This is a genomic window from Leucobacter denitrificans, assembly GCF_014396385.1.
Lineage (GTDB): Bacteria > Actinomycetota > Actinomycetes > Actinomycetales > Microbacteriaceae > Leucobacter > Leucobacter denitrificans.
The window spans coordinates 883,206-907,929 of record NZ_CP060716.1 but is presented as its reverse complement, the minus strand read 5'-3'; the positions used below and the strand labels follow the sequence as shown (position 1 = coordinate 907,929).

General features: G+C 61.2%; 21 protein-coding genes and 2 riboswitches. Of the genes, 14 read left to right on the top strand and 7 right to left on the bottom strand.

Annotation, left to right across the window (positions count from 1 at the left end; genetic code table 11):
- Positions 1 to 11: 11 nt before the first annotated feature.
- From H9L06_RS04350 to H9L06_RS04330, 5 genes are all read right to left on the bottom strand, one after another.
- Entirely contained in the window at positions 12 to 2,063 is a 2,052-nt protein-coding gene (locus H9L06_RS04350) for an NADPH-dependent 2,4-dienoyl-CoA reductase (protein WP_187556015.1), read from the bottom strand.
- Between the two features lie 73 nt (positions 2,064 to 2,136).
- A complete protein-coding gene (locus H9L06_RS04345) occupies positions 2,137 to 3,144 on the bottom strand; it encodes a DUF4192 family protein (protein WP_187556014.1) in 1,008 nt (335 codons plus the stop codon).
- Between the two features lie 102 nt (positions 3,145 to 3,246).
- The gene (gene sufU / locus H9L06_RS04340; RefSeq protein WP_187556013.1) at positions 3,247 to 3,711 is read right to left on the bottom strand and encodes a Fe-S cluster assembly sulfur transfer protein SufU; all 465 of its coding nucleotides are present in this window, start codon (positions 3,709 to 3,711) and stop codon (positions 3,247 to 3,249) included.
- Entirely contained in the window at positions 3,708 to 5,006 is a 1,299-nt protein-coding gene (locus H9L06_RS04335) for an aminotransferase class V-fold PLP-dependent enzyme (protein WP_187556012.1), read from the bottom strand. Before H9L06_RS04335 ends, sufU begins: the two co-directional genes overlap by 4 nt.
- Positions 5,007 to 5,081: 75 nt before the next feature.
- Positions 5,082 to 6,311, bottom strand: coding sequence for an MFS transporter (locus tag H9L06_RS04330; protein ID WP_187556011.1), 1,230 nt, complete (start codon positions 6,309 to 6,311; stop codon positions 5,082 to 5,084).
- A gap of 60 nt (positions 6,312 to 6,371) precedes the next feature.
- Here H9L06_RS04330 and rsmI point away from each other — a divergent pair, with 60 nt between their 5' ends.
- The 8 genes from rsmI (at position 6,372) to ispG (ending at position 16,827) form a co-directional block, all read left to right on the top strand.
- Positions 6,372 to 7,187: a 16S rRNA (cytidine(1402)-2'-O)-methyltransferase gene (gene rsmI / locus H9L06_RS04325; protein ID WP_187556010.1), complete on the top strand. Its 816-nt coding sequence runs from the start codon at positions 6,372 to 6,374 to the stop codon at positions 7,185 to 7,187.
- 103 nt (positions 7,188 to 7,290) lie between these two features.
- Positions 7,291 to 8,304, top strand: coding sequence for an FKBP-type peptidyl-prolyl cis-trans isomerase (locus tag H9L06_RS04320; RefSeq protein WP_187556009.1), 1,014 nt, complete (start codon positions 7,291 to 7,293; stop codon positions 8,302 to 8,304).
- Between the two features lie 35 nt (positions 8,305 to 8,339).
- The gene (gene dxr / locus H9L06_RS04315; RefSeq protein ID WP_187556008.1) at positions 8,340 to 9,419 is read left to right on the top strand and encodes a 1-deoxy-D-xylulose-5-phosphate reductoisomerase; all 1,080 of its coding nucleotides are present in this window, start codon (positions 8,340 to 8,342) and stop codon (positions 9,417 to 9,419) included.
- Positions 9,420 to 9,481: 62 nt separating this feature from the next.
- Positions 9,482 to 9,574, top strand: a riboswitch (glycine riboswitch).
- Position 9,575: 1 nt separating this feature from the next.
- A riboswitch (glycine riboswitch) is annotated at positions 9,576 to 9,678 on the top strand.
- A 44-nt stretch (positions 9,679 to 9,722) separates the two neighbouring features.
- The gene (gcvP, locus tag H9L06_RS04310) at positions 9,723 to 12,578 is read left to right on the top strand and encodes an aminomethyl-transferring glycine dehydrogenase (RefSeq protein ID WP_246454492.1); all 2,856 of its coding nucleotides are present in this window, start codon (positions 9,723 to 9,725) and stop codon (positions 12,576 to 12,578) included.
- Between the two features lie 3 nt (positions 12,579 to 12,581).
- On the top strand, positions 12,582 to 13,706 hold the full coding sequence (gene gcvT, locus H9L06_RS04305) for a glycine cleavage system aminomethyltransferase GcvT (protein ID WP_187556006.1): 1,125 nt from the start codon (positions 12,582 to 12,584) through the stop codon (positions 13,704 to 13,706).
- Positions 13,707 to 13,742: 36 nt separating this feature from the next.
- The gene (gcvH, locus tag H9L06_RS04300; RefSeq protein ID WP_187556005.1) at positions 13,743 to 14,123 is read left to right on the top strand and encodes a glycine cleavage system protein GcvH; all 381 of its coding nucleotides are present in this window, start codon (positions 13,743 to 13,745) and stop codon (positions 14,121 to 14,123) included.
- 55 nt (positions 14,124 to 14,178) lie between these two features.
- A complete protein-coding gene (locus H9L06_RS04295; RefSeq protein ID WP_187556004.1) occupies positions 14,179 to 15,609 on the top strand; it encodes a M50 family metallopeptidase in 1,431 nt (476 codons plus the stop codon).
- An 87-nt stretch (positions 15,610 to 15,696) separates the two neighbouring features.
- Positions 15,697 to 16,827, top strand: coding sequence for a flavodoxin-dependent (E)-4-hydroxy-3-methylbut-2-enyl-diphosphate synthase (gene ispG, locus H9L06_RS04290; RefSeq protein ID WP_187556342.1), 1,131 nt, complete (start codon positions 15,697 to 15,699; stop codon positions 16,825 to 16,827).
- A 36-nt stretch (positions 16,828 to 16,863) separates the two neighbouring features.
- Here ispG and H9L06_RS04285 read toward each other — a convergent pair whose 3' ends face one another.
- Positions 16,864 to 18,270: an RNB domain-containing ribonuclease gene (locus tag H9L06_RS04285; protein WP_246454491.1), complete on the bottom strand. Its 1,407-nt coding sequence runs from the start codon at positions 18,268 to 18,270 to the stop codon at positions 16,864 to 16,866.
- Positions 18,271 to 18,384: 114 nt separating this feature from the next.
- On the opposite strand from H9L06_RS04285, the gene H9L06_RS04280 reads away from it, so the two are divergent.
- Both H9L06_RS04280 and H9L06_RS04275 read left to right on the top strand, forming a co-directional pair.
- Positions 18,385 to 19,464, top strand: a complete 1,080-nt coding sequence (locus H9L06_RS04280; protein WP_187556002.1) for an LOG family protein — start codon at positions 18,385 to 18,387, stop codon at positions 19,462 to 19,464.
- A 2-nt stretch (positions 19,465 to 19,466) separates the two neighbouring features.
- On the top strand, positions 19,467 to 19,805 hold the full coding sequence (locus H9L06_RS04275) for a TraR/DksA family transcriptional regulator (RefSeq protein ID WP_246454490.1): 339 nt from the start codon (positions 19,467 to 19,469) through the stop codon (positions 19,803 to 19,805).
- Here the strand turns inward: H9L06_RS04275 and H9L06_RS04270 are convergent.
- Complete coding sequence (locus H9L06_RS04270) at positions 19,802 to 22,204, bottom strand: ATP-binding cassette domain-containing protein (RefSeq protein ID WP_187556001.1); 2,403 nt, start codon at positions 22,202 to 22,204, stop codon at positions 19,802 to 19,804. The two genes, H9L06_RS04275 and H9L06_RS04270, sit on opposite strands and share 4 nt — an antisense overlap.
- A gap of 98 nt (positions 22,205 to 22,302) precedes the next feature.
- Here H9L06_RS04270 and H9L06_RS04265 point away from each other — a divergent pair, with 98 nt between their 5' ends.
- From H9L06_RS04265 to H9L06_RS04255, 4 genes are all read left to right on the top strand, one after another.
- Positions 22,303 to 22,650: a PadR family transcriptional regulator gene (locus H9L06_RS04265; protein ID WP_187556000.1), complete on the top strand. Its 348-nt coding sequence runs from the start codon at positions 22,303 to 22,305 to the stop codon at positions 22,648 to 22,650.
- Positions 22,647 to 23,606: an HAAS signaling domain-containing protein gene (locus H9L06_RS04260; RefSeq protein WP_187555999.1), complete on the top strand. Its 960-nt coding sequence runs from the start codon at positions 22,647 to 22,649 to the stop codon at positions 23,604 to 23,606. Before H9L06_RS04265 ends, H9L06_RS04260 begins: the two co-directional genes overlap by 4 nt.
- 81 nt (positions 23,607 to 23,687) lie before the next feature.
- Positions 23,688 to 23,822 (top strand): hypothetical protein, encoded by a 135-nt coding sequence (locus tag H9L06_RS11895; RefSeq protein WP_281381709.1) that lies wholly within the window; start codon positions 23,688 to 23,690, stop codon positions 23,820 to 23,822.
- A 2-nt stretch (positions 23,823 to 23,824) separates the two neighbouring features.
- A complete protein-coding gene (locus H9L06_RS04255) occupies positions 23,825 to 24,700 on the top strand; it encodes a CPBP family intramembrane glutamic endopeptidase (protein WP_246454526.1) in 876 nt (291 codons plus the stop codon).
- The last annotated feature ends 24 nt before the right edge of the window (positions 24,701 to 24,724 follow it).

The following is a 24,724-nucleotide window of genomic DNA, read 5'->3' as shown; positions in this document are numbered from 1 at the left end:
AGACACCCAGTCTAGATTTCGGCGGCGACCCTGGTTCCTTGGTTGATCGCGCGCTTCGCATCGAGCTCGCCCGCGACATCTGCGCCGCCAATAAGGTGCGAGGTGATTCCGAGCGTCGCGAGCTCGTCAGCGAGGTCTCGGCGGGGTTCCTGCCCAGCACACACGACAATGGAATCTACCTCAAGCACACGCGGTTCATCGTCGACCGTAAGGTGGAGGCCTTCGTCGTCGATCCGCACATACTCGACTCCGCCGATCATCTCGACACCGCGGCGGGCCAGCTCGGTTCTGTGGATCCACCCGGTCGTCTTGCCAAGACCGGCACCGAGCTTGCCATCTTTGCGCTGCAGCATCGTGAGACGTCGAGCAGGGGTGACAGGTTGTGGAGTGGTGATTCCACCAGGATGCGTATGCCCGGCATCAACTCCCCAGTGTTCAAGAAAATCCTCGCGTGTGTCGGGTTCGCCCGAGAGCCCCGGAGAACCAACAGGTTCAGTGAGGAACTCAGCAGTGTCGAAGCCGATTCCACCTGCGCCAATGATGGCCACAGTTTCGCCAACGGGAGCTTTGTCTCGGAGTACGTCAAGATATCCGAGCACCGAAGCATGGTCAGCACCGGGAATGCTCAACGGCCGCGGTAACACTCCGGTCGCAATGACAACCTCGTCAAACCCGGCTTCGGCAATCGCTCGCGCATCAACGGTCGTATTCAGCCTGAGGTCGACTCCAGTTTCTGCGATCCGCACACCAAAGTAACGCAGGGTCTCGCGAAACTCGCTCTTGCCAGGCACCTGCATTGCGATATTGATTTGCCCGCCGATACCCGACCCACTGTCGAACAGCGTCACCTTGTGGCCACGTTCCGCAGCGGTAACGGCGCACGACAGCCCGGCGGGACCGGCACCCACGACCGCTACGCGTTTTGCGAGGCGAGTTGGACTGATGACGAGTTCCGTCTCGTGTCCCGCTCTCGGATTAACGAGACAAGAAGAGAGCTTGTTCGCAAATGTGTGGTCGAGACACGCCTGATTGCACGCGATGCAGGTATTGATTCGCTCAGGGGCGCCGGCACGGGCTTTCGTGACAAACTCTGGATCGGCAAGAAACGGCCGAGCGAGCGAAACAAGGTCTGCGTCTCCGTCAGCGAGTATGCGTTCGGCGACCTCGGGGGTATTGATACGGTTCGTCGCAATGAGCGGAATGCCAACACGGCCTCGAAGTTCGCGAGTGACCCACGAAAACGCGCCGCGAGGCACAGAGGCAGCGATGGTCGGTATGCGTGCCTCATGCCATCCGATGCCCGTATTGATGAGTGTCGCCCCCGCGGCCTCCACACTGGCAGCCAGTTCGAGTACTTCTGCGAGTGTCGATCCACCAGGTACAAGGTCGAGCATTGAGAGTCGGTAGATGATGATGAACTCTGGGCCGACCGCTTCACGTATTCGCCGAACGATTTCGAGAGGAAACCGGAATCTGCCCTCGATGTCACCACCCCAGCGATCAGTGCGGTGGTTCGTCTCGAGCGTGATGAATTCATTGATGAGGTAACCCTCGGAACCCATGATCTCGACCCCGTCGTAGCCGACAGACTGTGCAAGGGTCGCGGCACGCACAAAGTCTTCGATCGTCTCGACAATTTCTGCATCGGTGAGTTCTCTCGGGGTGATCGGAGAAATAGGTGCCGCAACGGGGCTTGGCGCGACCGCGTCAGGGTGTGCGCCGTAGCGGCCGGCGTGCAAAATCTGCAGCGCAATCCGCGAACCTTCGTCGTGCACGGCCTTGGTAATGAGTCGGTGCGGCTCCGCGTCTTCCTCGGTGGTCATTGTCGCGGCGTGTGGCTTCAATCGACCGGCGGCATTTGGTGAAATGCCGCCGGTGACCATGAGCGCCACACCGTTCGCTGCTCGCTCTCGGTAGAACGCTGCGAGCCGTTCGAAGCCACCGGGCAGCTCTTCGTGCCCCATGTGCATGGATCCCATAATCACGCGGTTTGGCAGTGTGATTGCGGTGCCGGGAAGCGTGATTGGCTCGAACATGTGCGGATAGGGTGGCGGCGTTGGCATGCACCTCAATGTAGTGAGTGGGCCGTCAGGCTGTCGAGGTGACTAGCGCGAACGCACAAACTCTTCAGGCGAATCATGTTGCCTCGTTGGGCAGGAAGTACGGAGATTCGACGAAGGGTGTCGCGATGCGCACGCCAAAACACTCTGGGTCAAGCTGTGCCGCAAGGTCGAGCTGACGCTGCGCCACCGAGTGTAAGCCAACGTAGCTCCAGACCACGGCACACAGTGCGAAGACGTTGGGTTTCAGATCTTCGGGTGCGTGAGCAGCAATGGTAGCGATGAGCTCCGCACATTTCCGTTGCTGCATTCGGCTTTCAGGTAGTTCGCTCGCACGCTCGGCTTCTTGATCTAAAAAGTGGGTGAGAATCACGTCCCAGCAGTCGGGGAATTGGGAAACGCGAATGAAGCCCGCCATTATTCGAGCGCTCGGAATCTCGGCCGCAGCATGGGAGTGGACTGCTGCGGCAAATTCCTTGGCGACCTGCGCTCGCTCTTTGTGTGAGGTTGTTGGTGGCGCCTGCAGAAGTTCCTGCTCTACCGATGCGCACATTTCAGGGAGTGGCGAGCCGTATTGGCCGATCGATGCGAGTGTGGGTTGCGGCTTGTCAGATGCGACTTGACTTGCCGCAATCTCATTCAGCGGTCGGCCAGTTCGTGGTGCCGAGGGGTCGAGATAGCTGACCCACCCGTCAGGTGCGATGCCGCACACTTCGCGCGGCGGCATTCCCTCACGAGTGAGTCGTCGCCGTAACCCACGAGCAAGCGTGCGCCAGGGAATGTTGCGAGCTTCGGCAAAGCTCATCTCACTCGAAATGACCAACGCGGGAGATTCGAGCGTTTCAGGGGGAAAATTTCTACGAAGCACCTCGACAACAGCATCAAGGTACGTTGAAATCTCCTGCGCATCCTCGCTGTCTGGGAGATCGAGGCGGATCGAAGCGCTTGAGCGCCTTCCGGAGAACAACACGACGAACAAACTGTGCGGAGCGGTGAACCCTACAAGTCGGGGAAGTGCAGCGAGGAAATCGGCGGTGTTAGTGCAACGAAGCACTTCGGGCGTGGTGCGAGAAGTTGATGTCATGCACCGAGCATGATGCCCGCTTCGCACTCATTGTGGGTCATCCACAGGCCGCACAGACCGCTCAGCACAATATGCCTACTGTGAGCGGAGTGTGACTGCCAGTTACTCGGCAGCCTGAATCTGCTTGAGGTCGGCTTCGAGCGCCACCCAGGCAAGCATCGCGCACTTCACCCGCATCACGAATTTCGAGACGCCCTGCATAGCGACAGCATCGCCCAGCAACTCCTCGTTTGGTGTCTTTGTCTTACCCTGGATCATCTCGCGAAACGCGTCAATACGTTCCGTCGCTCCCGCGATCGTGAGTTCATCGTCTCGCACGAGTTGAGAGAGGATGGAAGCGGAGGCCATAGAAATTGAGCACCCGTCTCCTTCCCACGCCATGCCCGTGATCTTGCCGCTCTCAGGATCCACAGAGATCGAAAGATCGATCTCATCGCCGCAACTCGGATTGAACTCGTGATGCGTCGCAGTCAGAGTGCCGGGCGCGGCCTCTAGCTCACCTCGACCGACCGGTCGCTTCGAGTGGTCGAGAATGACTTCTTGGTACAGGCTGTCGAGTGAACTCACGCTGCCACCTCGACCCCGAAGTACTTCTGCGCCCCGCGCACCGCGTCGAGAAATCGATCGACCTCATCTTCGGTGGTCGTGACATGCACACTTGCTCGAGTCGACGAGGCCATACCAAGTGCGCGATGGAGCGGTTGTGCACAGTGGTGGCCGACGCGCACGAGAACACCGCGCTCGTCGAGGAACTGCCCGACGTCGTGCGCGTGCAAGCCCTCGACGGATATCGCGGTGAGGGCAACGCGCTGTGAAAGATCTGGAGAGCCGAGGAGTCGAACACCACGAATCTCAGCGAGCCCTTCTGCGAGCCTGGTGACGAGTTCGTGTTCGCGCGCCTCAATACGATCCATGCCGACCTCGGTGAGGAATCGCACAGCTGCCCCGAGGCCCACGACCTGTGAAACGGGCTGGGTGCCAGGTTCGAACCTGAGTGGGGGCGGCATGAACTCCGCGGCATCCATGGTCACCTTGGTAATTGCGGATCCGCCGGTGCGGGCTGGGGGAAGCGCAGCGAGCAGTTCAGCAGTGCCATAGAGCACTCCGATGCCGTTCGGCCCGAGCATCTTATGGCCCGAGAACGCTGCGAAATCAACGCCGAGTTCTGAGAAGTTCACCGGAATGTGCGGCACCGACTGGCACGCATCGAGCACCACAATCGCGCCCACCGCATGCGCCAGATCGACAAGTTCACGCACCGGCGCGTGAAACCCCGTCGCGTTCGACACGTGTGCGAACGCAAAGATTCGAGTGCGATCGCTGAGTGCCGCGCGCGCGTCGTCAAGGCTCCACACGCCATATTCATTGACCGGAATGTATCGGAGGGTCGCTCCCGTTTTGTTCGCAAGACGCTGCCAAGGAATGAGGTTCGCGTGGTGTTCGGCTTCAGTAACGAGAATCTCGTCACCCGTACCCAAGTGGAATCGCTCCGACCCCGAAACGCCGTTGCCGGAATTCGCTTCGCCAATTCCGAGCGCAAGCAGGTTCAATGCATCGGTGGCGTTCTCGGCCCACACGATCTGTTCCGAGCTCTCTGCACCAACAAACTCGGCCATGAGATCGCGTGCGCCTTCGAATGCTCCGGTAGCTGCCCCAACGGCTCCGCTCGTACCGCGGTGCACCGCTGCGTTCGAACGTTCGAGGAATGCACGCTCCGCGTCGAGTACCACTGCTGGTCGTTGTGAAGTTGCCGCTGAATCGAGATATGCCGGCGCTGATCCGTCGGTCGCATCAATAGCTGCAAAGTACGGGAAGGCAGCCCGCAATTCGGCAACCTCGGACGAGGTGAGAAAAGCATTCATATAATCATTCTTCCACTCGATCCACAATCTCGGATGAGAGAGTGTCACAGGAGGCTACGCTGCCAGCGAATCAGGTCACGCCTCGCGGCCAGAACCCGCCGGCGTGAGCACCCAGTTCAGCCCGCCGACCACGAGCGTGAACGCTGCGGCGATGAGTGGCAACACGAGCGAGGCGCTCACACTGACGTTTTCAGCCACGCTTCCGGTCACTGCAGAAGCGAGCGATTGGCCGAGGATCACACCAGACCCGAGCATCGTCATGACCGTTGCGGATCGGCCCTCCGGGCTGCGCGCAGCGCCGAGACCGTAGAGCGTAACGAGCAGGGGCCCGATCCCGAACCCAGTAACTGCGAGGCCAAGCGAGATTTGGGCAATCGAATCGGAGGTTGCGAGTAGCGCTTCACCAATGACAACAAGTGACGCGAAGACGAGCCAGCGGTACCTCAGTGTGAATTTGGGTGAGAACAGTGACACTGTAATCGCGAGGATCGCCGAACCGACACCCATGATTCCGTAGAAGAGGCCCGCAGCCTCAGGGTCACCAAGCTCCTGCATGAAAGCGGTGAGTGCGGTGAGGGTGGTACCAAACACCAGACCCACTCCGGTGATGCCAGCGACGACGGCAAGCAATGTCGGGCGGCCAAGGTGTGACGCGGGAGCAAGTGTCTCCGCCCGCTCCGCTGCGCTTTTCGCGGGAGCGCTCGTGTGATGGAGCGCAAACGCGGTGATAACAAGAATGGTGAGCACTGCGGCAGCGATGATTGGCGTGCGCGCCCCAAATATTGTCGCGAGCACGCCGACCAGCACCGGGCCAAAGACGAACACCACTTCGTCTGCCGCAGATTCGTAGGCGAGCACCTTTGCGAGTGCCTTTGGGCGACGTTCGACCGGCAAGAAGTGCTGAATGATGAGCACGAGACGAGAGCGCGACATGGGGGAGGCCTGCGGGCTCGTCGCGCCTACGGCGAATGCAACCGCGAGCATCCAAAAATCGGGCGCTGCTGAGTATGCGATCCACGCGAGGGCAACAAGCGAAATGCTGTGAGAAACCGCGGTGAGGAGAAGCGCGATTCGCTGCCCAAACCGGTCTGCTGCGGCGCCAACGAATGGGCTCACGAGTGCTGACCCAACTCCCACAACAGCCGATGCCAAGCCGCCGAGCTCGAGCGATCCACGCGCAGACACGATGAGCGTGAGCACGCCCACCACCATCATCGCGAACGGCAGGCGTGCGATGAGGGCAAGCGGGAAGTAGGTCACGCCGGTTCGCGAAATGAGCGTCGGAGTGGGGTGAGAGTCGTGCATAGCCGCCCAAGCCTACCTGAAAAGCGCAGCACCACACGCAAATGCCCGTACGATTGGGGCATGATTCTGCTCGCGGCGACGCCTATCGGAAACCTCGGAGACGCCTCGCCAAGGCTTCGCGACACACTCGCTCACGCCAAGGTCATTGCGGCCGAGGACACCAGGCATACGGCCCAGTTACTCCGGCTTCTCGAGATTGAGACGCGCGCTGAGCTCGTCGCGCTTCACGACCACAACGAGCACGAACGCGCCGCACGTCTCGTAGAGCGAGCGAAGCACGAAGACATCGTGCTCGTGAGTGACGCCGGAATGCCGACCGTCTCTGACCCGGGATACCGCGTCGTGCAGCTCGCGGCCGAAGCGGGCGTGCAGGTGAGTGTGATCCCCGGACCCTCCGCAGTCGTCACCGCGCTCGCCGCATCGGGTCTTCCGACCGACCGTTTCGCGTTTGAGGGTTTTATGCCACGCAAGCCTGGCGAGCGGGCACGCCTGCTCAAGGAGCTTGCCCATGAGCGGCGCACACTCGTGTTTTTCGAGTCACCCTCGCGGGTTGTTCAGGCGCTCAACGACCTCGCCGCAGCCTTCGGTGTGGATCGGCGCGCGGCTGTATGCCGAGAACTCACCAAGCTGCATGAGGAGATCAAGCGCGGCGGGCTGGGTGAACTCGCTGAGTGGGCCGCCGGAGGCGTTCGCGGCGAGATCGTGCTCGTCGTTGGCGGCGCACCCGCGCAGTCAGTGTCGCCTGAGACGGCGCTTGCCGAAGTCACTGCGCGAGTTGCCGCGGGTGAACGCTTGAAGGATGTGACGCGGGAGGTCTCTGAACTAACAGGGATCCCGTCGAAAGAACTGTATGCCGCAGCTTTGGCCAATCGGTAGCGCGGCGCAGTTATTCTCAGGGTCTCGATAGCCAGATGCACCAGAATTACTACATCGACCATGTGGCGATGTACCGCCAGCCACTCACTCAGACAGGACCTCAGTGAAACTTTCACGTGTATTCGTACCACTCGCTGCCACTGCGCTGCTGCTCACCGGCTGTTCTGCCGGTGGGGGAGCAAACACTGACGCGTCGGGTGAAGACTGCCTCGCGCCAGGCAGTGCGAGCAAGACAATCGAGGTCACCGGTGAAGTGGGCAACGACCTCGAAATTACCTCGGAGACGCCGGTCTCGGTCGAGGCAACCGAGCGCTCGGTTCTCAAGGAAGGTGAAGGTGAGAGCCCAACCGCCGACCAAACCATTGAGGTCGCTATGTCGATGTTCAATGGTGCCGACGGCACGAGCCTGCAGCAGGTAGCGACGAGCCCGATTCCCGCAGCTCAGGAGCAGCTTGCTACCTGGGCGTACGAGGGAATCCGCTGTGCTGTGCCAGGTGAGCAGATTGCAATCGTCACCCCGTACGCTGACGTATTCGGCACCGCGGCTGCTGAGGAGACCGGCCTCGAAGGCATCACCGAGGAAGACTCAATCGTCATCGTGATGGAGTTTGGTGAGGTCGCGGATTCGGCAGCGTCGACGGAGCCGGGCACACTCGAAGCAGACGAGCTACTGAGCCGGGCTGAGGGTAAAGCGGTCGCCGCTCCTGACGGATTCCCTACGGTCAAGCTTGATGACGACGGCGCACCGACGATCACTATGCCAGAGGGCGTCGACGCGCCGACCGAGCTCAGCATTGCGACCATCATCGAGGGCGACGGCGAGACCGTGCAAGCCGGTGACCGCGTCTACGTGAACTATCGAGGCGTTATCTGGCGCACAGGCGAAGAGTTCGACTCGAGCTGGAGCCGTGGCGCACCCACTGACTTCTTGACGACACAGGTCATCGGCGGCTTCCAGAAGGCCCTCGAAGGGCAGAAAGTCGGATCGCAGATCATTTCTGTCGTTCCAGCTGAAGACGGCGGATACGGGGCTGCAAGTCTCGAGCAAATGGGTCACGAGCCCGACGACGTGATGGTGTTCGTGCTCGATATCCTCGGCACGGTGCACGCCGAATAAGCACGCGACAACGCGCTTCATGCAGAATGGTGTGCATGAAGCGCGTTGTTATTTTGGGATCCACTGGTTCGATCGGCGAGCAGGCGCTTGACGTCATAAGGCGGCAGCCGAGCCGTTTTCAGGTAGTGGGGCTCATCGCTGGCTCGAATGCTGAGCGACTGCGCGAGCAGGCTGAAGAGTTCAATGTTCAGCACACGGGTCTTGGTGCAGAGGCAGCGACGCAGCTCGTGCGAGATGTCACTGCAGATGTGGTGTTGAACGGCATCACCGGCTCTGTGGGGCTCGGCCCGACAATCGCCGCACTCAAAGCGGGGCGCACTCTCGCGCTCGCAAACAAAGAGTCGCTCATCGTTGGTGGAGATCTGGTGACTGGTCTCGCGAAGCCGGGGCAGATCGTGCCGGTCGACTCCGAGCACTCAGCAATTGCGCAGGCATTGCGTTCGGGGGCGAAAAACGAGGTGAAGCGCCTTGTGCTCACTGCGTCTGGCGGGCCGTTCCGCGGTCGCTCGCGCGCCGAACTCGAGCACGTTACTCCGGCGCAGGCGCTCGCGCATCCCACGTGGGACATGGGTCGCGTCGTCACCACCAACTCCGCAACGCTCATGAACAAGGGGCTCGAAGTCATCGAGGCGCATCTGCTGTTCGGTGTATCCTACGGCGACATCGACGTTGTCGTGCATCCGCAGTCGATCGTGCATTCGATGGTTGAGTTCATCGATGGATCCACAATCGCGCAGGCCTCGCCGCCCGACATGCGCTTGCCCATCGCGCTCGGACTCACCTGGCCCGATCGCCTCGCGGGCGCGGGCGCACCACTCGATTGGAGCCAGGCGACGAAGTGGGAATTCGAACCGCTCGACGAGCAAGCGTTTCCGGCGGTTGCGCTCGCGAAGCACGTCGGGCGCAAACGAGAAACGTACCCGGCCGTGTTCAACGCGGCGAACGAAGAAGCGGTCGACGCGTTTCACGACGGCAAGATCCGCTTCACTCAAATCGTCGACACCGTGAGTGCGGTGGTGGATCGCCACGAGCCTCCACAGCAACTCACGCTCGAGTCGCTTGCCGAAGCTGAACGCTGGGCCCGCGCAGCAGCTCACAAGCTTTTCGACAAGTAGGCGAGCGGTCGCGGTTTGCTCGGGACTACGGGTAGAATCGGGTGCATAACTGAACACGCCGCTTATGCATCGCGGGAGAGATCGGGTGAGAATCCCGACGCCGTAGGAGCAATCCCTCCCCGGGAAACTCTCAGGCACATGTACCGCATGCACAGGCAACTCTGAAAAGCAGCGGGCAATCCCGCTCACCGACGGTGCAAGGTCTGGTGTCGCAGCGACACTTCGCCGAATCTCTCAGGTCACGTACAGAGCGGGGAGGATCTTTCACAGGCCGAGATGGCCCTGACTTCTGGAGATCCACCTTTGACTCAACAGGCATCGTCACCCGCGTTCGCGAATAGGCATATAGGTATTGCGGCCCCTGCTGATCAGCAGGTCATGCTCGATACGCTCGGCTACGACACCCTCGACGCGCTCGTCGACACGGCAGTACCCGCATCGATTCGCAGCTCGAAAGCTCTCGACCTTCCGCCAGCGCTCACGGAAGAAGATAGCCTCGCGGAACTCCGCAGACTTGCGAGCATGAATGTCGTGAAGACCCAGCTCATTGGGCAGGGGTTTTACGGAACACACACTCCGCCGGTCATTCGCCGCAACGTGCTCGAGAGTCCTTCGTGGTACACGGCCTACACGCCGTATCAGCCAGAGATCTCGCAGGGTCGGCTTGAGGCGCTCCTCAACTTCCAGACCATGGTTTCTGATCTCACAGCGCTTCCCATCGCGAACGCGTCAATGCTCGACGAGAGCTCCGCGACCGCAGAAGCGGTGCTGCTCATGCGCCGCGCAAACAAGGCTGCCGCAGACGCGAAGACCGTGCTCGACTCGAACCTCTTTCCGCAGACCATCAAGGTCGTGCAGGGTCGCGCTCAGGCGCTCGGTTTCGAGGTCGAGATTGCAGACCTGTCGCAGGGCCTGCCCGAGGGGCCAATCTCTGGCATCGTGCTGCAGCAGCCGGGCAACAACGGTGCCGTTGTGGATCACACGGCGACGATCCGGGAAGCGAAGGATCGCGGCGCGATGGTCACAGTGGTCGCCGACCTGCTCGCACTGACGCTCATCGTTCCTCCGGGGGAGCAGGGCGCAGATGTCGCGGTAGGCAACACTCAGCGTTTCGGAGTGCCGCTCTTCTTCGGTGGCCCACACGCCGCCTACCTCGCAGTGCGTGCGGGGCTCGAGCGCTCGCTGCCCGGTCGGCTCGTCGGCGTATCGAAGGATCAAGAGGGCCGCACCGCGTACCGCCTCGCGCTGCAAACTCGTGAGCAGCACATTCGCCGCGAGAAGGCGACGAGCAACATCTGCACCGCGCAGGCGCTGCTTGCGATCACCGCGTCGATGTACGCCGTGTACCACGGGCCCGACGGGCTCGAGGCAATCGCGAAGCGCACCCACGCGCACGCGCAGAACTTCGCCGCAGCGCTCGCCGCAGCTGGCATCTCGGTCGCGAGCGAAACTTACTTCGATACCGTGTGGGCGAGTGTGCCGGGCCGTGCCAAGGCAATCGTCGCCGATGCTGCGGCAGCAGGCTTTAACCTCAGGCTCGTCGATGCGGACACTGTCGGGGTGTCGTTCGATGAAACGACGACTGCGGAAACGGTAGAGGGTGTCGCGCGCGTGTTTGGTGCGGAACTCAGCGCGGTGGATCCAATCGACTCGCTCGCATTCCCCGCCTCGGTTGCTCGCACGAGCGAATACCTCACCCACCCAATCTTCAACGAGATCCGCTCGGAAACGCAGATGATGCGCTACCTCCGCAGGCTTTCCGACCGCGACCTCGCGCTCGACCGCACGATGATTCCGCTCGGCTCGTGCACGATGAAGCTGAACTCCGCAGCAGAGATGGAATCGATCTCGTGGCCGGAGTTTGCTGGGATCCACCCGTACGTGCCAGAAGAGCAGAGCGTGGGTTGGCGTGAGCTGATCCACCGCCTCGAGGCATGGCTCATCGAGATCACGGGCTACGCTGGCATCTCGCTGCAACCGAATGCCGGTTCGCAGGGCGAGTACGCCGGGTTGCTCGCGATTCGCGGCTACCACCTCGCGAACGGTGATACCGAGCGCGACGTGTGCCTCATTCCCGCGTCGGCCCACGGCACGAACGCGGCCTCTGCGGTTCTTGCGGGCATGCGCGTCGTGGTCGTCAAGAACACTGACGAGGGTGCGATCGATATGGCGGATCTCGACGCCAAGATCGAAGCGCATCGCGATGTGCTGTCGGCGATTATGATCACGTACCCGTCAACGTACGGTGTGTACGACGCGGATGTGCGCGACGTGTGCGAGAAGGTGCACGCAGCGGGCGGCCAGGTGTATATCGATGGCGCAAACATGAATGCGCTCGTTGGCCTCGCACAGCCCGGTGAATTCGGCGGCGATGTCTCCCACCTGAACCTGCACAAGACATTCGCAATTCCACACGGCGGCGGTGGCCCAGGTGTTGGCCCGGTCGCGGTTGCCGAGCATCTGCTCCCGTACCTTCCTGGCAACCCAACTACCGAGGGTGAGATCACGACCGGTGACGGAATCCCTGTCGCGGCGACCGTGTTCGGCTCTGCGGGAGTGCTGCCGATCTCGTACGCATACGTTGCGATGATGGGCGCCGAGGGCCTCACCCAGGCAAGCAAGACCGCGCTGCTCAGCGCGAACTACATTGCGGCGAGGCTCCGTGAGCACTTCCCAGTGTTGTTCACAGGCAACGAGGGTCTCGTCGCGCACGAGTGCATTCTCGACCTCCGTGAGCTCACCACCAAGTCGGGAGTTACCGCGGAAGACGTTGCCAAGCGTCTCATCGACTTCGGTTTCCATGCGCCGACCCTCGCCTTCCCGGTGGCTGGCACGCTCATGGTCGAGCCGACCGAGTCGGAGGATCTCGGAGAGATCGAGCGATTCATCGAAGCAATGGTGACGATTCGTGCAGAGATCGACGAGGTCATCTCGGGCGCGTACGCAGTCGAGGAATCACCGCTGCGCAACGCACCACACCCGGCGTCGGTCGTGGTGAGCGATAGCTGGGAGCGCCCCTACAGCCGCGAGCAAGGGGCGTTCCCGAGCGAGCGTCTGCGGGTCGACAAGTACTTCCCGCCAGTCTCGAGGATCGATGGTGCCTTCGGCGACCGAAACCTCGTATGCTCGTGCCCACCCATTGAAGCGTTTGAGGAGTAAGCCATGACGAAGCACACTGCACTACACGCCGAGCACGAAAAGCTTGGTGCCTCATTCACCGACTTCGGTGGCTGGGACATGCCGCTGCGGTACGACCGCGAACTCGCTGAGCACCACGCGGTGCGCGAGGCGGCAGGCCTGTTTGACCTCTCGCACATGGGGGAGGTCTGGGTTACTGGCGACGACGCGGCCACGTACTTGAACACAGCACTCGTCGGAAATCTCGCGATTATGAAGGTCGGAAAGGCGAAGTACTCGCTCCTCTGCAATGAGGCCGGCGGGATTATCGATGACCTCATCATTTACCGCGTCTCCGAGACCCGATTCCTCGTGGTTCCTAACGCGGGCAATGCTGAGGTTGTTGCCGACGTGCTCGCTGAGCGGGCTGCAGGCTTTGCTGTTGAGGTGCGTGACGCATCGAGCGAGACCAGCCTGATCGCGGTGCAAGGGCCTGCTTCAGAGGCAATTGTGAGTGCGGTCACCGACGAGTCGCAGCATCAGGCAGTGCGTGACCTCGCGTACTACGCGTGGACCTCGATCGAGATCGGTGGCGTCGACATCATGCTCGCGCGCACCGGGTACACCGGCGAAGACGGCTTCGAGTTGTTCTTGCCAAACGAGCGGGCGGCAAAGATCTGGCAACTGCTCCTCGACGCAGGGTCGTCACACGGGCTTATTCCGTGTGGTCTGGCAGCGCGTGATTCGCTGAGGCTTGAGGCCGGAATGCCACTGTACGGGAACGAACTCGGTCTCGACACCACGCCGTTTGAGGCGGGACTCGGCGGCGTTGTCTCGTTCAAGAAGTCAGAGGACTTCATAGGTCGTGCGGCCCTCGAAGTAGTGAAGGCCGAGGGTTCCGCGCAGGTACTCGTGGGCCTCTCTGGTGCGGGCCGTCGCGCCGGGCGCTCGGGCTATGCGGTGCACGCGGTGGCGGCAGACGGTACTCCGGGCGAACAGATCGGTCAGATCACGAGCGGTCTGCCGAGCCCGACACTAGGCCACCCAGTTGCCCTCGCGCGAATCGATGCTGCGTTCGCCGAAATTGGCACTGCCGTCGCGGTGGATCTGCGCGGCAAGCCAGAGCCGTTCGAAGTCGTATCACTTCCGTTCTATCAGCGACAGAGCTAGTCTGCGCACACATACATTCCAGTTAAAGGAGCAAGCATGAGCAAGGTACACGCGGGTTACCGCTATTCAGAAGAGCATGAGTGGATCAACTCAGAAAGCCCCGCCACAGTTGGCGTCAGCGAGGTTGCTGCTGACGCACTCGGCGAGATTGTCTACATCGACCTCCCCGAGGTTGGGCAGCAACTGACCGCTGGCGAGGTGTGCGGCGAGATCGAGTCGACGAAGTCGGTCTCGGAGCTGTACTCACCGGTCACCGGCAGCGTTGTCGAGGTGAACGATGCGGCAACCGATGACCCCGCAATTGTAAACAGCGACCCATACGGTGCAGGCTGGCTGTTCCGCGTCGAGGTTTCCGAGGAGGGCCCGCTGCTCACGCCTGAGGAGTACGCTTCGGCTAACGACGCAGAAGTGAGCTAATTCACACGTTCATCACTGGGTTGCTCACAGCCGCCCGCGCTAGCCTGTTTCAGTGATGACCGTCTTGCTCTATGTGCTCGGGATTCTCATCGTTCTGGTGGGACTCGCAGTCTCAATCGCGCTGCACGAAATCGGTCACCTCGTACCTGCCAAGCTGTTCGGGGTAAAAGTCACCCAGTACATGGTTGGCTTCGGGCGCACGCTGTGGTCTCGCAAGAAAGGTGAGACCGAATACGGCATAAAAATGCTTCCGCTGGGCGGGTACGTGTCAATGATTGGCATGTACCCACCCGCGAAACCCGGAGAAGCGCCCAGGGAGGCATCAACCGGCTTCTTGAACTCGGTCGTGGAAGAAGCTCCTGCAGGGATTCAGCGACATCACTCGGGCGGCCAAATTACTGCGGAAGCCGAGAACGTGCCCGAGCCTCGGCGGGGTATCGCCGGGCTCATCGACGACGCTCGCGATGCAAGCGCAGAGTCGATTGCCCACGGAGAAGACGACAGAACCTTCTACCGGTTGCCGGCATGGAAAAAGATCATCATCATGCTCGGTGGTCCGTTCATGAATCTTGTGCTCGCGTTTGTGTTCTTCGCGATCGTAATTTGCGGTTTCGGGGTGGCGCAGAGCAGCACGACGCTCGCATATCTCAGCGAGTGTCTTGTGCCTGCGTCGAGTTCCGCCACCACCTGCTCTAGTGACGACCCGGCCGCACCCGCAGCTGAAGCCGGCATGCTCCCGGGGGACACCCTCCTTGCGGTCGATGGGGTAGCGATCGAAGACTGGGAACAGTTCCGTACGATTGTGAGTGAGTCGCCAGGCATTTCGCTTTCCGTCTCGGTTGAACGCGATGGATCCACACACGACCTCACGCTCACCCCGCAAGCAAACGAACGGTACGTGTTCGACGACAGCGGTCAGGTAGTCGTCGACGCGAATGACAACCCGATCACCGAGACCGTCGGCATGATCGGTGCGACGCCAGCGACCGAAACGGTGCGTCAGCCGGTTTCAGAGGTGCCGGCGTTCGTGGGTGAGAACGTGAAGAACGTCGCGGGAGTGATTATTCGACTTCCGGAGCGCATGGTCGACGTGTGGAATGCAGCGTTTGGCGCTGAAGAACGCGACCCCAACGGGCCAATGAGTGTTGTTGGCGTCGGGCGCCTCGCTGGCGAGGTAGCGAGTATGGATCAGGCGCCGATCGCGGCGCGCGCGCAGTTCATGGTGAGTCTTGTCGGCTCGCTCAACGTCGCGCTACTGGTATTCAACCTCGTTCCGCTCATGCCTCTCGACGGCGGACATGTCGCTGGCGCGATTTATGAATGGCTCAAGCGGGGACTCGCGCGGCTGTTGCGCAAACCTGATCCGGGCCCCGTTGATACGGCCAAGATGGTGCCCGTCACCTTTGTTGTCGTGATTGCACTCGGCGCGATGAGCGTGCTGCTTATGTACGCCGACATCGTGAAACCGGTGAATCTGTTCGGCTAACCGCGGGCCGAAGCTCACACGGTGAGTACACGCTGGGACTCAGGGAGCCCGGGTAGACTCGCTTCCGTGGCAGCAGTGAATTTGGGAATGCCGAAGATACCGGCAGTATTAGCACCTCGGCGAAAGACCCGGCAGATTAAGGTCGGTTCAGTTGGTGTGGGCAGTGATTCGCAGATCTCTGTGCAATCGATGACCACGACGCCGACGACAGACATCAACGGCACGCTTCAGCAGATCGCCGAGCTGACGGCTTCGGGGTGTGACATCGTGCGCGTCGCGGTGCCGAGCCAAGACGACGCTGACGTGCTGCACATCATCGCGAAGAAGAGCCAGATTCCGGTTATCGCAGATATTCACTTCCAGCCTCGGTATATTTACGCGGCGATCGATGCGGGCTGCGCGGCAGTTCGCGTGAACCCCGGCAATATTCGCCAGTTCGACGGCAACGTGGGTGAGATCGCGAAGGCCGCGAAAGACGCGGGAGTGTCCCTCCGCATCGGCGTGAACGCAGGGTCACTCGATCGCAGGCTTCTGCAGAAGTACGGCAAGCCGACCGCTGAGGCACTCGTCGAGAGTGCGGTGTGGGAAGCGTCGTTGTTTGAAGAGCACGACTTTCACGACTTCAAGATTTCGGTGAAGCACAATGACCCGATCGTTATGGTCAACGCGTACCGCCAGCTTGCGGCGAAGGGCGACTGGCCACTGCACCTCGGCGTGACCGAGGCGGGCCCCGCGTTCCAGGGCACGATCAAGAGTGCAACGGCATTCGGTATCTTGCTCTCCGAGGGCATTGGTGACACGATTCGTGTTTCGCTCTCGGCGCCGCCAGCGGAAGAGATCAAGGTTGGGCTTCAGATTCTGCAGTCCCTCAACTTGCGTGAGCGCCGACTCGAGATCGTGTCGTGCCCGTCGTGCGGCCGCGCACAGGTCGACGTGTACACGCTCGCTGATGAGGTTACGAAGGGCCTCGAGGGCATGACGGTCCCGCTCCGCGTCGCGGTTATGGGCTGCGTCGTAAATGGTCCCGGTGAGGCACGCGAGGCAGATCTCGGCGTGGCTTCGGGCAATGGCAAGGGCCAGATTTTTGTGAAGGGCGAGGTCATCAAGACCGTGCCCGAGGCGGAGATTGTGGCGACTCTCATCGAAGAGGCGAACCGCATTGCCAACGAAATGGGGCACGAGCGCGAGTCGGGTGCCCCCGAAGTCGTCACGGTGTAGTTGTAGAACGGTTTCACCCGCAGTTTGAAACTGAGGCTAGACAGCCTCGAGCTCAATCTCACCGGTAAGCACGTCTGCGCGCGTGACACGCACGGAGATGAGTTGACCTGCAACGACGCCCGCAAACTCCGCGTTCGCGGTAACTGGTGGATCCTCGACGAGTACGCGCGCAGAACTCTCGCGCGCTTGCAACACCGTTGCGGAGAAGACCTCGCCAACGCGGTCACGAAGTAGCGCAGCTTCCACTCGGTCGATGATTGCCGAATTCAGTCGCCCAGCAAGCGATGAGGAAGACCGCATGAGTGACGGGATATCGGCGAGGCTTTGAGTGACCCAGTCTGGAGTCTCGGCTCCCGCACAGAGCGCCTCACAGATGACGAGCGTCCAGCGATCCACCAACCGCCTGAGCGGCGCCGTCACGTGCGCGTACGGCGCAGCGATGGCAGCCTGGTTCGGCGACGCGGGCGGCGCGATGAGTGCCCCGTCCTCGCCAGGTACTCCGAACACGGCGTAGTCGGCACCGCGGAACAAACTCGCCGCGGCGTGCAATACCGCAACGCTGTGTTCACCGTCGCGTGGGACGCTGCGAAGGTACTCTCCGTAGCTCACATCAGACGGCCAAGGCTTACCGAGCGCCGCAACGCGTGATCGGAACTCACTGAGTGCCTCATCGTCTGGTGAGGGCATGGTGCGCAAGATTCCGATGCCGCCATCGAGCATGATGCGGGCAGCGACCATCCCTGTGAGCAATGAGAGTTGGGCGTTCCACTCCTCGACCGCGAGCGGAAACGAGCGCACGATGCGGTACCCGTGCTCGTCGCGCACGATCTCCTCATCGGCCATGTTCAGGCTTGCGCCACCCCGACGCGCTTCTTGCTCGATGCGGAGAAGCCCGAACTCGCGAAGTAGCTCTATTTGCTCGTGAGGTGTTCCCGCATCAATCGACTGTTGGGCCGACACGTAGTTGAGTTTGGCGCGAGAGCGGATCCTTGCGCGTTCGACCCGTGCGTCGGGTACTGCAGCACCACCGATTGCTGCTGCGCCTGCTTGATCCACAGGAATGGTCCACACAAACGCCGTGCGATCTTTATCGGGGAGAAGTGAGGCTTTACCCTCACTGAGCACCGGCGGGTGGAGCGGAACGCGCCCGTCTGGCAGGTAGAGCGTTTGGCCACGTCGCCTCGCTTCGAGGTCGATTGCTCCGCCCGGTGCGACGAACCCAGGGAGATCGGCGATCGCATAGCGCAGCACCATGCCCGTGCTTGTGTGCTCGATATGGAACGCCTGATCGAGGTCACGAGAATCTGCAGGGTCGAGCGTGACGAACGGTATATCGCGGAGGTCGAGGCGCGGTACCCCGGCCTCAGCTGCCTCCGCCTCGGTCGCTGCAGCCTCGGGAAACTCGCTCGGTACCTCGTGCTTCGAGCGGAGCTCTTCAAGCACACGGGCGAGCTCTCCTCGATGGCGCGGGGACGCGAGGTGAGTTCTGCGGTCTAGCATGCCTCCACACTAGTCTGCGCCCATTCTTGCCTCAGAGCATCGGCCTAGACTGGGGCCATGACGACCCCAGTGAGCCCCGCGACTGCAGACGCCATCGATGACCTTTTAGCCGCCGCAGAAATCACAAAGCAGCGCACTCTCATTCGACGAATCCTCGAGTCGGGGGTCGGCCTGGGCACTGATGAGGCGTCGCGACTCAATCTCAAGATCACCGCGGCTGCGGTCGAGGAGATGCGTGCCGCATTTCGTATCTTCGAGCCGTTCACCGGTATACGCAAGGCCACCATTTTCGGGTCTGCGCGCACTCAGCCTGGCGACCTCCTCTCGATCGCCGCGGAGGAGACCGCTCGCGCGTTTGCCGAAGATGACTGGATGGTGGTCACCGGCGCTGGCCCAGGGATCATGGAAGCTGCAGCGACCGGAGCCGGGCCTCAGCAATCCCTTGGAGTGTCGATTCGGCTGCCGTTCGAAGAGGAACCAAATGCGTTCCTCGAGAACGAGACCCAGAGCGTTGCGATGAAGTACTTCTTCACCCGCAAGCTCATGCTGGTGAAGGAATCGAGCGCGTTCATTTGCCTCCCTGGCGGGTTCGGCACCATGGACGAAACGTTTGAGCTCCTCACGCTGCAACAAACGGGGAAGATGGTGCCGGTTCCCATCGTGCTCCTCGACCGTGCCGGCGGGAGCTACTGGCGCGGATTCGAGCGGTTTGTCGTGGAAGAGATCGAGGCAGCAGGCTTCGCCACACCAGGTGATCTCGAGCGGGTGCTCATCACCGACTCCGCAGATGAGGCGGTGGCGCACGTGCGCAAGTTCTGGAGCAATTACCAAGACCTTCGCTGGTTCCCGGTAGAACCAGGTGCCCGTGCTGGCGGACAGGACACCCTCATGCTGTATGTCAAGAGCGAGCCTACGCTCATCGAGCTTGAGGAGCTCAATGAGCGGTTTGAGGGATTGCTCTCGCAGGGCAAGTTCGCGTTCTCCGATCCGTTTCCTGAAGAGGGGGACAACCACGCAGAGCTGGCGCGCGTCACACTCATTCCGAAGCCTCGCGCGGTTGGAGAACTGCATCGCGTCATCAATGCGCTCAACGAACTCCCGTCGGCCCTGGCCGCTACCCAAGCAGCAAACGAGTAGCCGTGTTGCACGACATGCTGCTCGGTCTGCGTGCCGAGGTGAGCGCGCGAGTCGAGCGGATCGAGGCAGAACTTCACACGCTTACGCTGAGCAGGGCCGACGCAAACGACGACGACGAGCACGACCCAGAGGGGGTCACGCTTTCGACGGAGTGGTCGAGGCTCACAGGGCTCGCTGCTCAGGCTAGGAGTGATCTGGCTGAGGTGCTCGCGGCCCTTGAACGCTGGGATGCGGGCAGCTACGGAGTGTGCACCCGGTGTGGTCTACAAATCCCGCCCGAACGCCTCGAGGTGCGACCATTTGCCGAACACTGCGTCGCCTGCGCGAGCAAGTCGCGCTAGGTCGCCACGTACCGTGCGAGGTGTTCGCCGGTTGTTGTCGATCGCGACTTCACAAGGTCTGCCGGAGTGCCCTCAAACACGACCTCTCCACCGTCATGGCCGGCTCCGGGTCCCAGATCAATAATCCAGTCTGCGTGCGCCATCACTGCCTGGTGGTGCTCAATGACGATCACACTCTTGCCGGAGTCAACGATTCGGTCGAGCACGCTGAGTAACTGATCGACGTCAGCGAGGTGGAGGCCGGTGGTCGGCTCATCGAGCACGTACACCCCGCCCTCCTCAGCCATAGCGATCGCGAGCTTTACGCGCTGGCGCTCGCCGCCTGAGAGTGTGGTGAGGGGTTGGCCAAGCGTGAGGTACCCGAGACCCACGTCGACGAGCCGTTCGAGAATTTTGGCTGCCTTCGGTACCTTTGCCGCGGGCCCGGCTGGTGACGTTCCCGCGAAGAAGTCATGCGCCTCGGCCATGGACATTTCGAGCACCTCAGCGATGTTCTTGCCGTGCTCGTCTGAATCGGTGCCGCCGAGTCGATATTCGAGCACCTCGGCTTGATACCGTCGGCCCTCGCACTCATCACACGGTGTCGCAACACCAGCCATCATCACTAGGTCGGTGTAAATAACACCCGCGCCCTTACACACCGGGCAGGCGCCCTCGGAGTTCGCGGAGAACAGCGCTGGCTTTACCCCGTTCGCTTTCGCAAATGCCGTGCGTATCGGATCGAGGACACCCGTGTACGTTGCCGGGTTTGACCTGCGCGATCCCTTGATCGGCGACTGATCGACCGCTACAACCCCTTCGCGTTTCGTGACGTAGCCATGAATGAGTGATGACTTACCAGAACCTGCGACACCGGTCACGACGGTGAGTACTCCGAGGGGAAGGTCCACGTCGACGTTCTGTAGATTGTTGAGATCCGCACCTCGAACCTCGATCGTGTCAGAGCTCTCCCGCACCTGTTCTTTGAGCTTTGCGCGGTCTCCGAAGTGCCTCCCCGTCACCGTATCTGAGTCTCGGAGCTCGTCGACCGTACCTTCGAAGCAGATCTCGCCACCACCGGAGCCGGCACCCGGCCCGAGATCAACCACATGGTCAGCGATCTGAATCATTTCGGGTTTGTGCTCGACGACGAGCACCGTATTACCCTTGTCACGCAGCTGCAGCAGGAGCGCGTTCATGCGCTCGATATCGTGCGGGTGCAGCCCGATCGAGGGCTCATCGAAGATGTATGTGACATCAGTGAGGCTCGAACCCAAGTGGCGGATCATCTTCGTGCGCTGCGACTCGCCGCCCGAAAGCGTGCCCGCCGGGCGATCGAGTGAAAGGTATCCCAGGCCGATGTCCACGAAGGATTGCAAGGTCCCGAGTAGGTTCTCGAGGAGCGGCGCGACCGACGCATCACTAATACCGCGCACCCACTCGAGGAGATCCGAGATTTGCATGGCGCACGCGTCGGCAATCGAAATGCCCTTAATCTTTGAAGACCGAGCGAGTTCGGTCAGGCGGGTGCCTTCGCATTCAGGGCAGGTGTCGAACGTGATCGCGCGATCCACAAATGCGCGAATGTGCGGCTGCATCGCCTCACGATCTTTCGAAAGCATTGACTTCTGGATTCGCGGAATCATGCCTTCGTAGGTGATGTTGATTCCGTCGACCTTGATCTTTGTTGGCTCTTTGTAGAGAAGCGCGTCGAGTTCTTTCTTCGTGAAGTCTTTGATCGGTTTGTCTGGATCGTAGAAGCCATTGCCGCCGAATACGCGACCGTACCACCCGTCAATCGAATACCCGGGGACCATGAGCGCGCCCTCGTTGAGCGACTTGTTCTCGTCGTAAATGGCGGTGAGATCGAAGTCGCTCACCTGACCGCGCCCCTCGCACCTCGGGCACATGCCGCCAACGATCTTGAATTCGCGCCGCTCCTTCGTCTTGCGACCGCCCTTCTCAAGCGTGACGGCGCCCGCCCCAGAAATCGAAGCGACGTTGAAGGAGAACGCCTTTGCCGGCCCAATATGCGGCGTGCCCAACCGGCTGAACAGAATGCGCAGCATCGCGTTCGCATCGGTCGCCGTGCCGACGGTTGACCTCGGGTCTGCGCCCATGCGCTGCTGGTCAACAAGAATCGCGGTCGTGATGCCGTCAAGCACATCGACGTCGGGGCGTGCCAGTGTCGGCATGAAGCCCTGCACAAACGTCGAATATGTCTCGTTGATGAGGCGCTGCGACTCTGCCGCGATTGTGCCAAACACGAGTGAACTCTTACCGGAGCCAGATACACCGGTCACTGCGGTGAGTCGCCGCTTGGGCAACGTGACGCTCACATCTTTCAGATTGTTCTCACGGGCTCCATGCACGCGAATACTGTCATGAGCATCTGCCGCTACTGTCTGCTGAGAGTTCATTGTTTCAGGCTAATAGCAACCACCGACTTCGCGCTTCTCGAATCCTGACTACGATATCGTGCATTGCAATACTTGTTATGCAAGGTATGGTGTTGTGTATGGATGCGCAGCGTGAGCGGATTGCCACGAACCTCCGTAAGGGAGTGCTTGAGTACTGCGTGCTCGCGATGCTCTCGCACCGAGACATGTATGGTCTCGAACTCGCAAATGCGCTCGTCGAACGGGGCCTGAGTGCGAGCGAGGGGAGCCTCTACCCGCTGCTCGCACGCATGCGGGAATCGGGTGCGGTTGATACGAGATGGGAATCAGCGAAAGAGAGCGGTGGATCGCGACCGCGTCGCTATTACGCGATCACGGGCGAAGGTCGTGAATTACTCACAACATTTGAAGAGACTTGGCGGACCTTCGCAGTCCAGGTGGAGCGGCTGCTCAAGGAGGAACAATGACGCCCGAAAAGTTTGACCGCGAAACAGCTGACTACTTGCGTGTGCTCACCAGAGAGCTTAGCGATGCTCCCAGTTCGGCTCGAGACGCGGCAGTCGATGACGTGCGTGCACACGTTGCAGACGCACTTGAGGGCGGCGCCTCGCCACAAGAGGCCCTCGCTTCGCTGGGTAGCCCGACGTCATTCGCGGCACAGTACCGTGTGGAACTCGGGCTCCCCGCGCGGGAGAACCGGGTGTCGATGAGGGCGGCAACCGCACTGCGTCTCGCGACCGTTGCGCTTAGCGTACTCGCCGGCGTGTTCGCTTCGTTTCTCGCTCGGGGTTTCGCTTCTGTGAGCATGGAATCGAGTAGTAGCGGAGTCACGACCGATAGCGAAATCGTGTATTCCACACTCTCTGAGTCGTATGGTCCGGGGTTCATGTTGCTCGCGTTCGCACCTGCACTTCTCGCGCTGCTCCCACTTGTGCTCCCGGCAACTTGGCGCACAGCGGTCTCGCTGGCAAACGCCGTCGTCGTGACGGGGTTTGCCCTGCTCGGTATTCTCACCGTTGGCAGCTTTTACATGCCGGTCGCAATGCTCATGTGGGCAGCCGTTATCGTTCCCTGGCGCATGCAGCGGGGTCTGCGGCTTGCCGAAGCTCCTATTTGGCGCGCGGTGGGGGCGGTCGTTGTAGTGGCACCCGCTCTGCTTCTCGGTGCGGGGGCGCTGAGCGGGTCAGTTGAGCTCGATCTGGTTGCGTGGCTGGTGATGCTTTGCGCACTCGTGCTCGCGGTACTGTTTGCAGTGGGTGTCAGGGTGTCGGCGCTCATCATCGCGAGTATCGGCGGTGCCATCATGGTGCTCTCGATGTTCTCACCCGGACTGCTCGTGCTCGGAACGTGGATCGTGGGCGGGCTGTACTTCGTACTTGGGCTTTCCTCTTACCTCGCATGGGGCTCGCGAAAGGACGCCTGATGAAACGACGAATTTCTATCGCTGTAATTGCTCTGGGGTTCCGTGCTCGACACTGCTGAAGAGTTGCTATCGGAATTTGGAATGACCGAACGATACGACGATGATCTTGACCAAGAATTCTCGACCTGGCTGCGATCTACGACGTTCTCGAACGGCGCCGAATTCTTGAGCGTGTCGGTTGAAGATGCGGGGCTCGACGCTAACCTGGGGGCGTGAAGATCACGATCCACCCGGCAGGCGCGCGCTCGAGCGCGACCGCGGCGCTCGCCGCAATACTCACCGTGCTCGCTGCGCCTGCGTTCTTCGTGCTCGAATCGTTGTGGATCGGGTGGGCCCTACTTGCCGTAGGGCTCGGCGTGGCCTGGGTGGTGGATCGCAAGGCAGCGCCCCGAGAGTCCAGAGGGCCCGCGACGTCCGCAGCACCCTCGCTGCTCCGTGACCTCTCACTCGTCGCCATAGGGCTCGCGATTATCCGCACAATCTCGCTCGAGGCTGAGCTCGACAATTGGGCAATGCTGAGATTCACCCTCGCACTGGGCGGCGCGGTCGCCGTCCCGTACCTTGTGTCACGCTTCGTCTATGGTGACCGAGTCGTAAGATTTCCCTGGCGCGGCGGCGGGCGCTGGGGCAAGTTTCACTGGGGATGGCTCGTCGGCGTGCTCATCGCTGCTTGGCTGATTCTGCCGTTCTATTTCATTTCGTCAGGCGTGTACGCAAACTGGCCTGAGGTTGAGACCCCGAACCTCATTGCCCGGCTATTCATTGGCGTCGGTGCAGTGGGGATTTGGGATGAGCTCTTCTTCATCTGCACGGTGTTCACGGTGATGCTGCGACACTTCCCGATGTGGGCCGCGAACCTGCTGCAGTCCGTCGTGTTCGTGTCGTTTCTCTGGGAACTTGGCTATCGGGCCTGGGGCCCGCTCCTCACGATTCCATTCGCGCTCATGCAGGGAATTATCTTCATGCGCACAAAGTCGCTCGGGTACGTCGTCACCGTTCACTTGCTGTTCGACGCGGTCGTCTTTGCGGTGCTCGTGCACGCACACAACCCGCAGCTCCTCGATGTATTCATCACTGCTTCGGCGCGCGGCTAAGAGCACGTAGATTCTGCAGGCTGT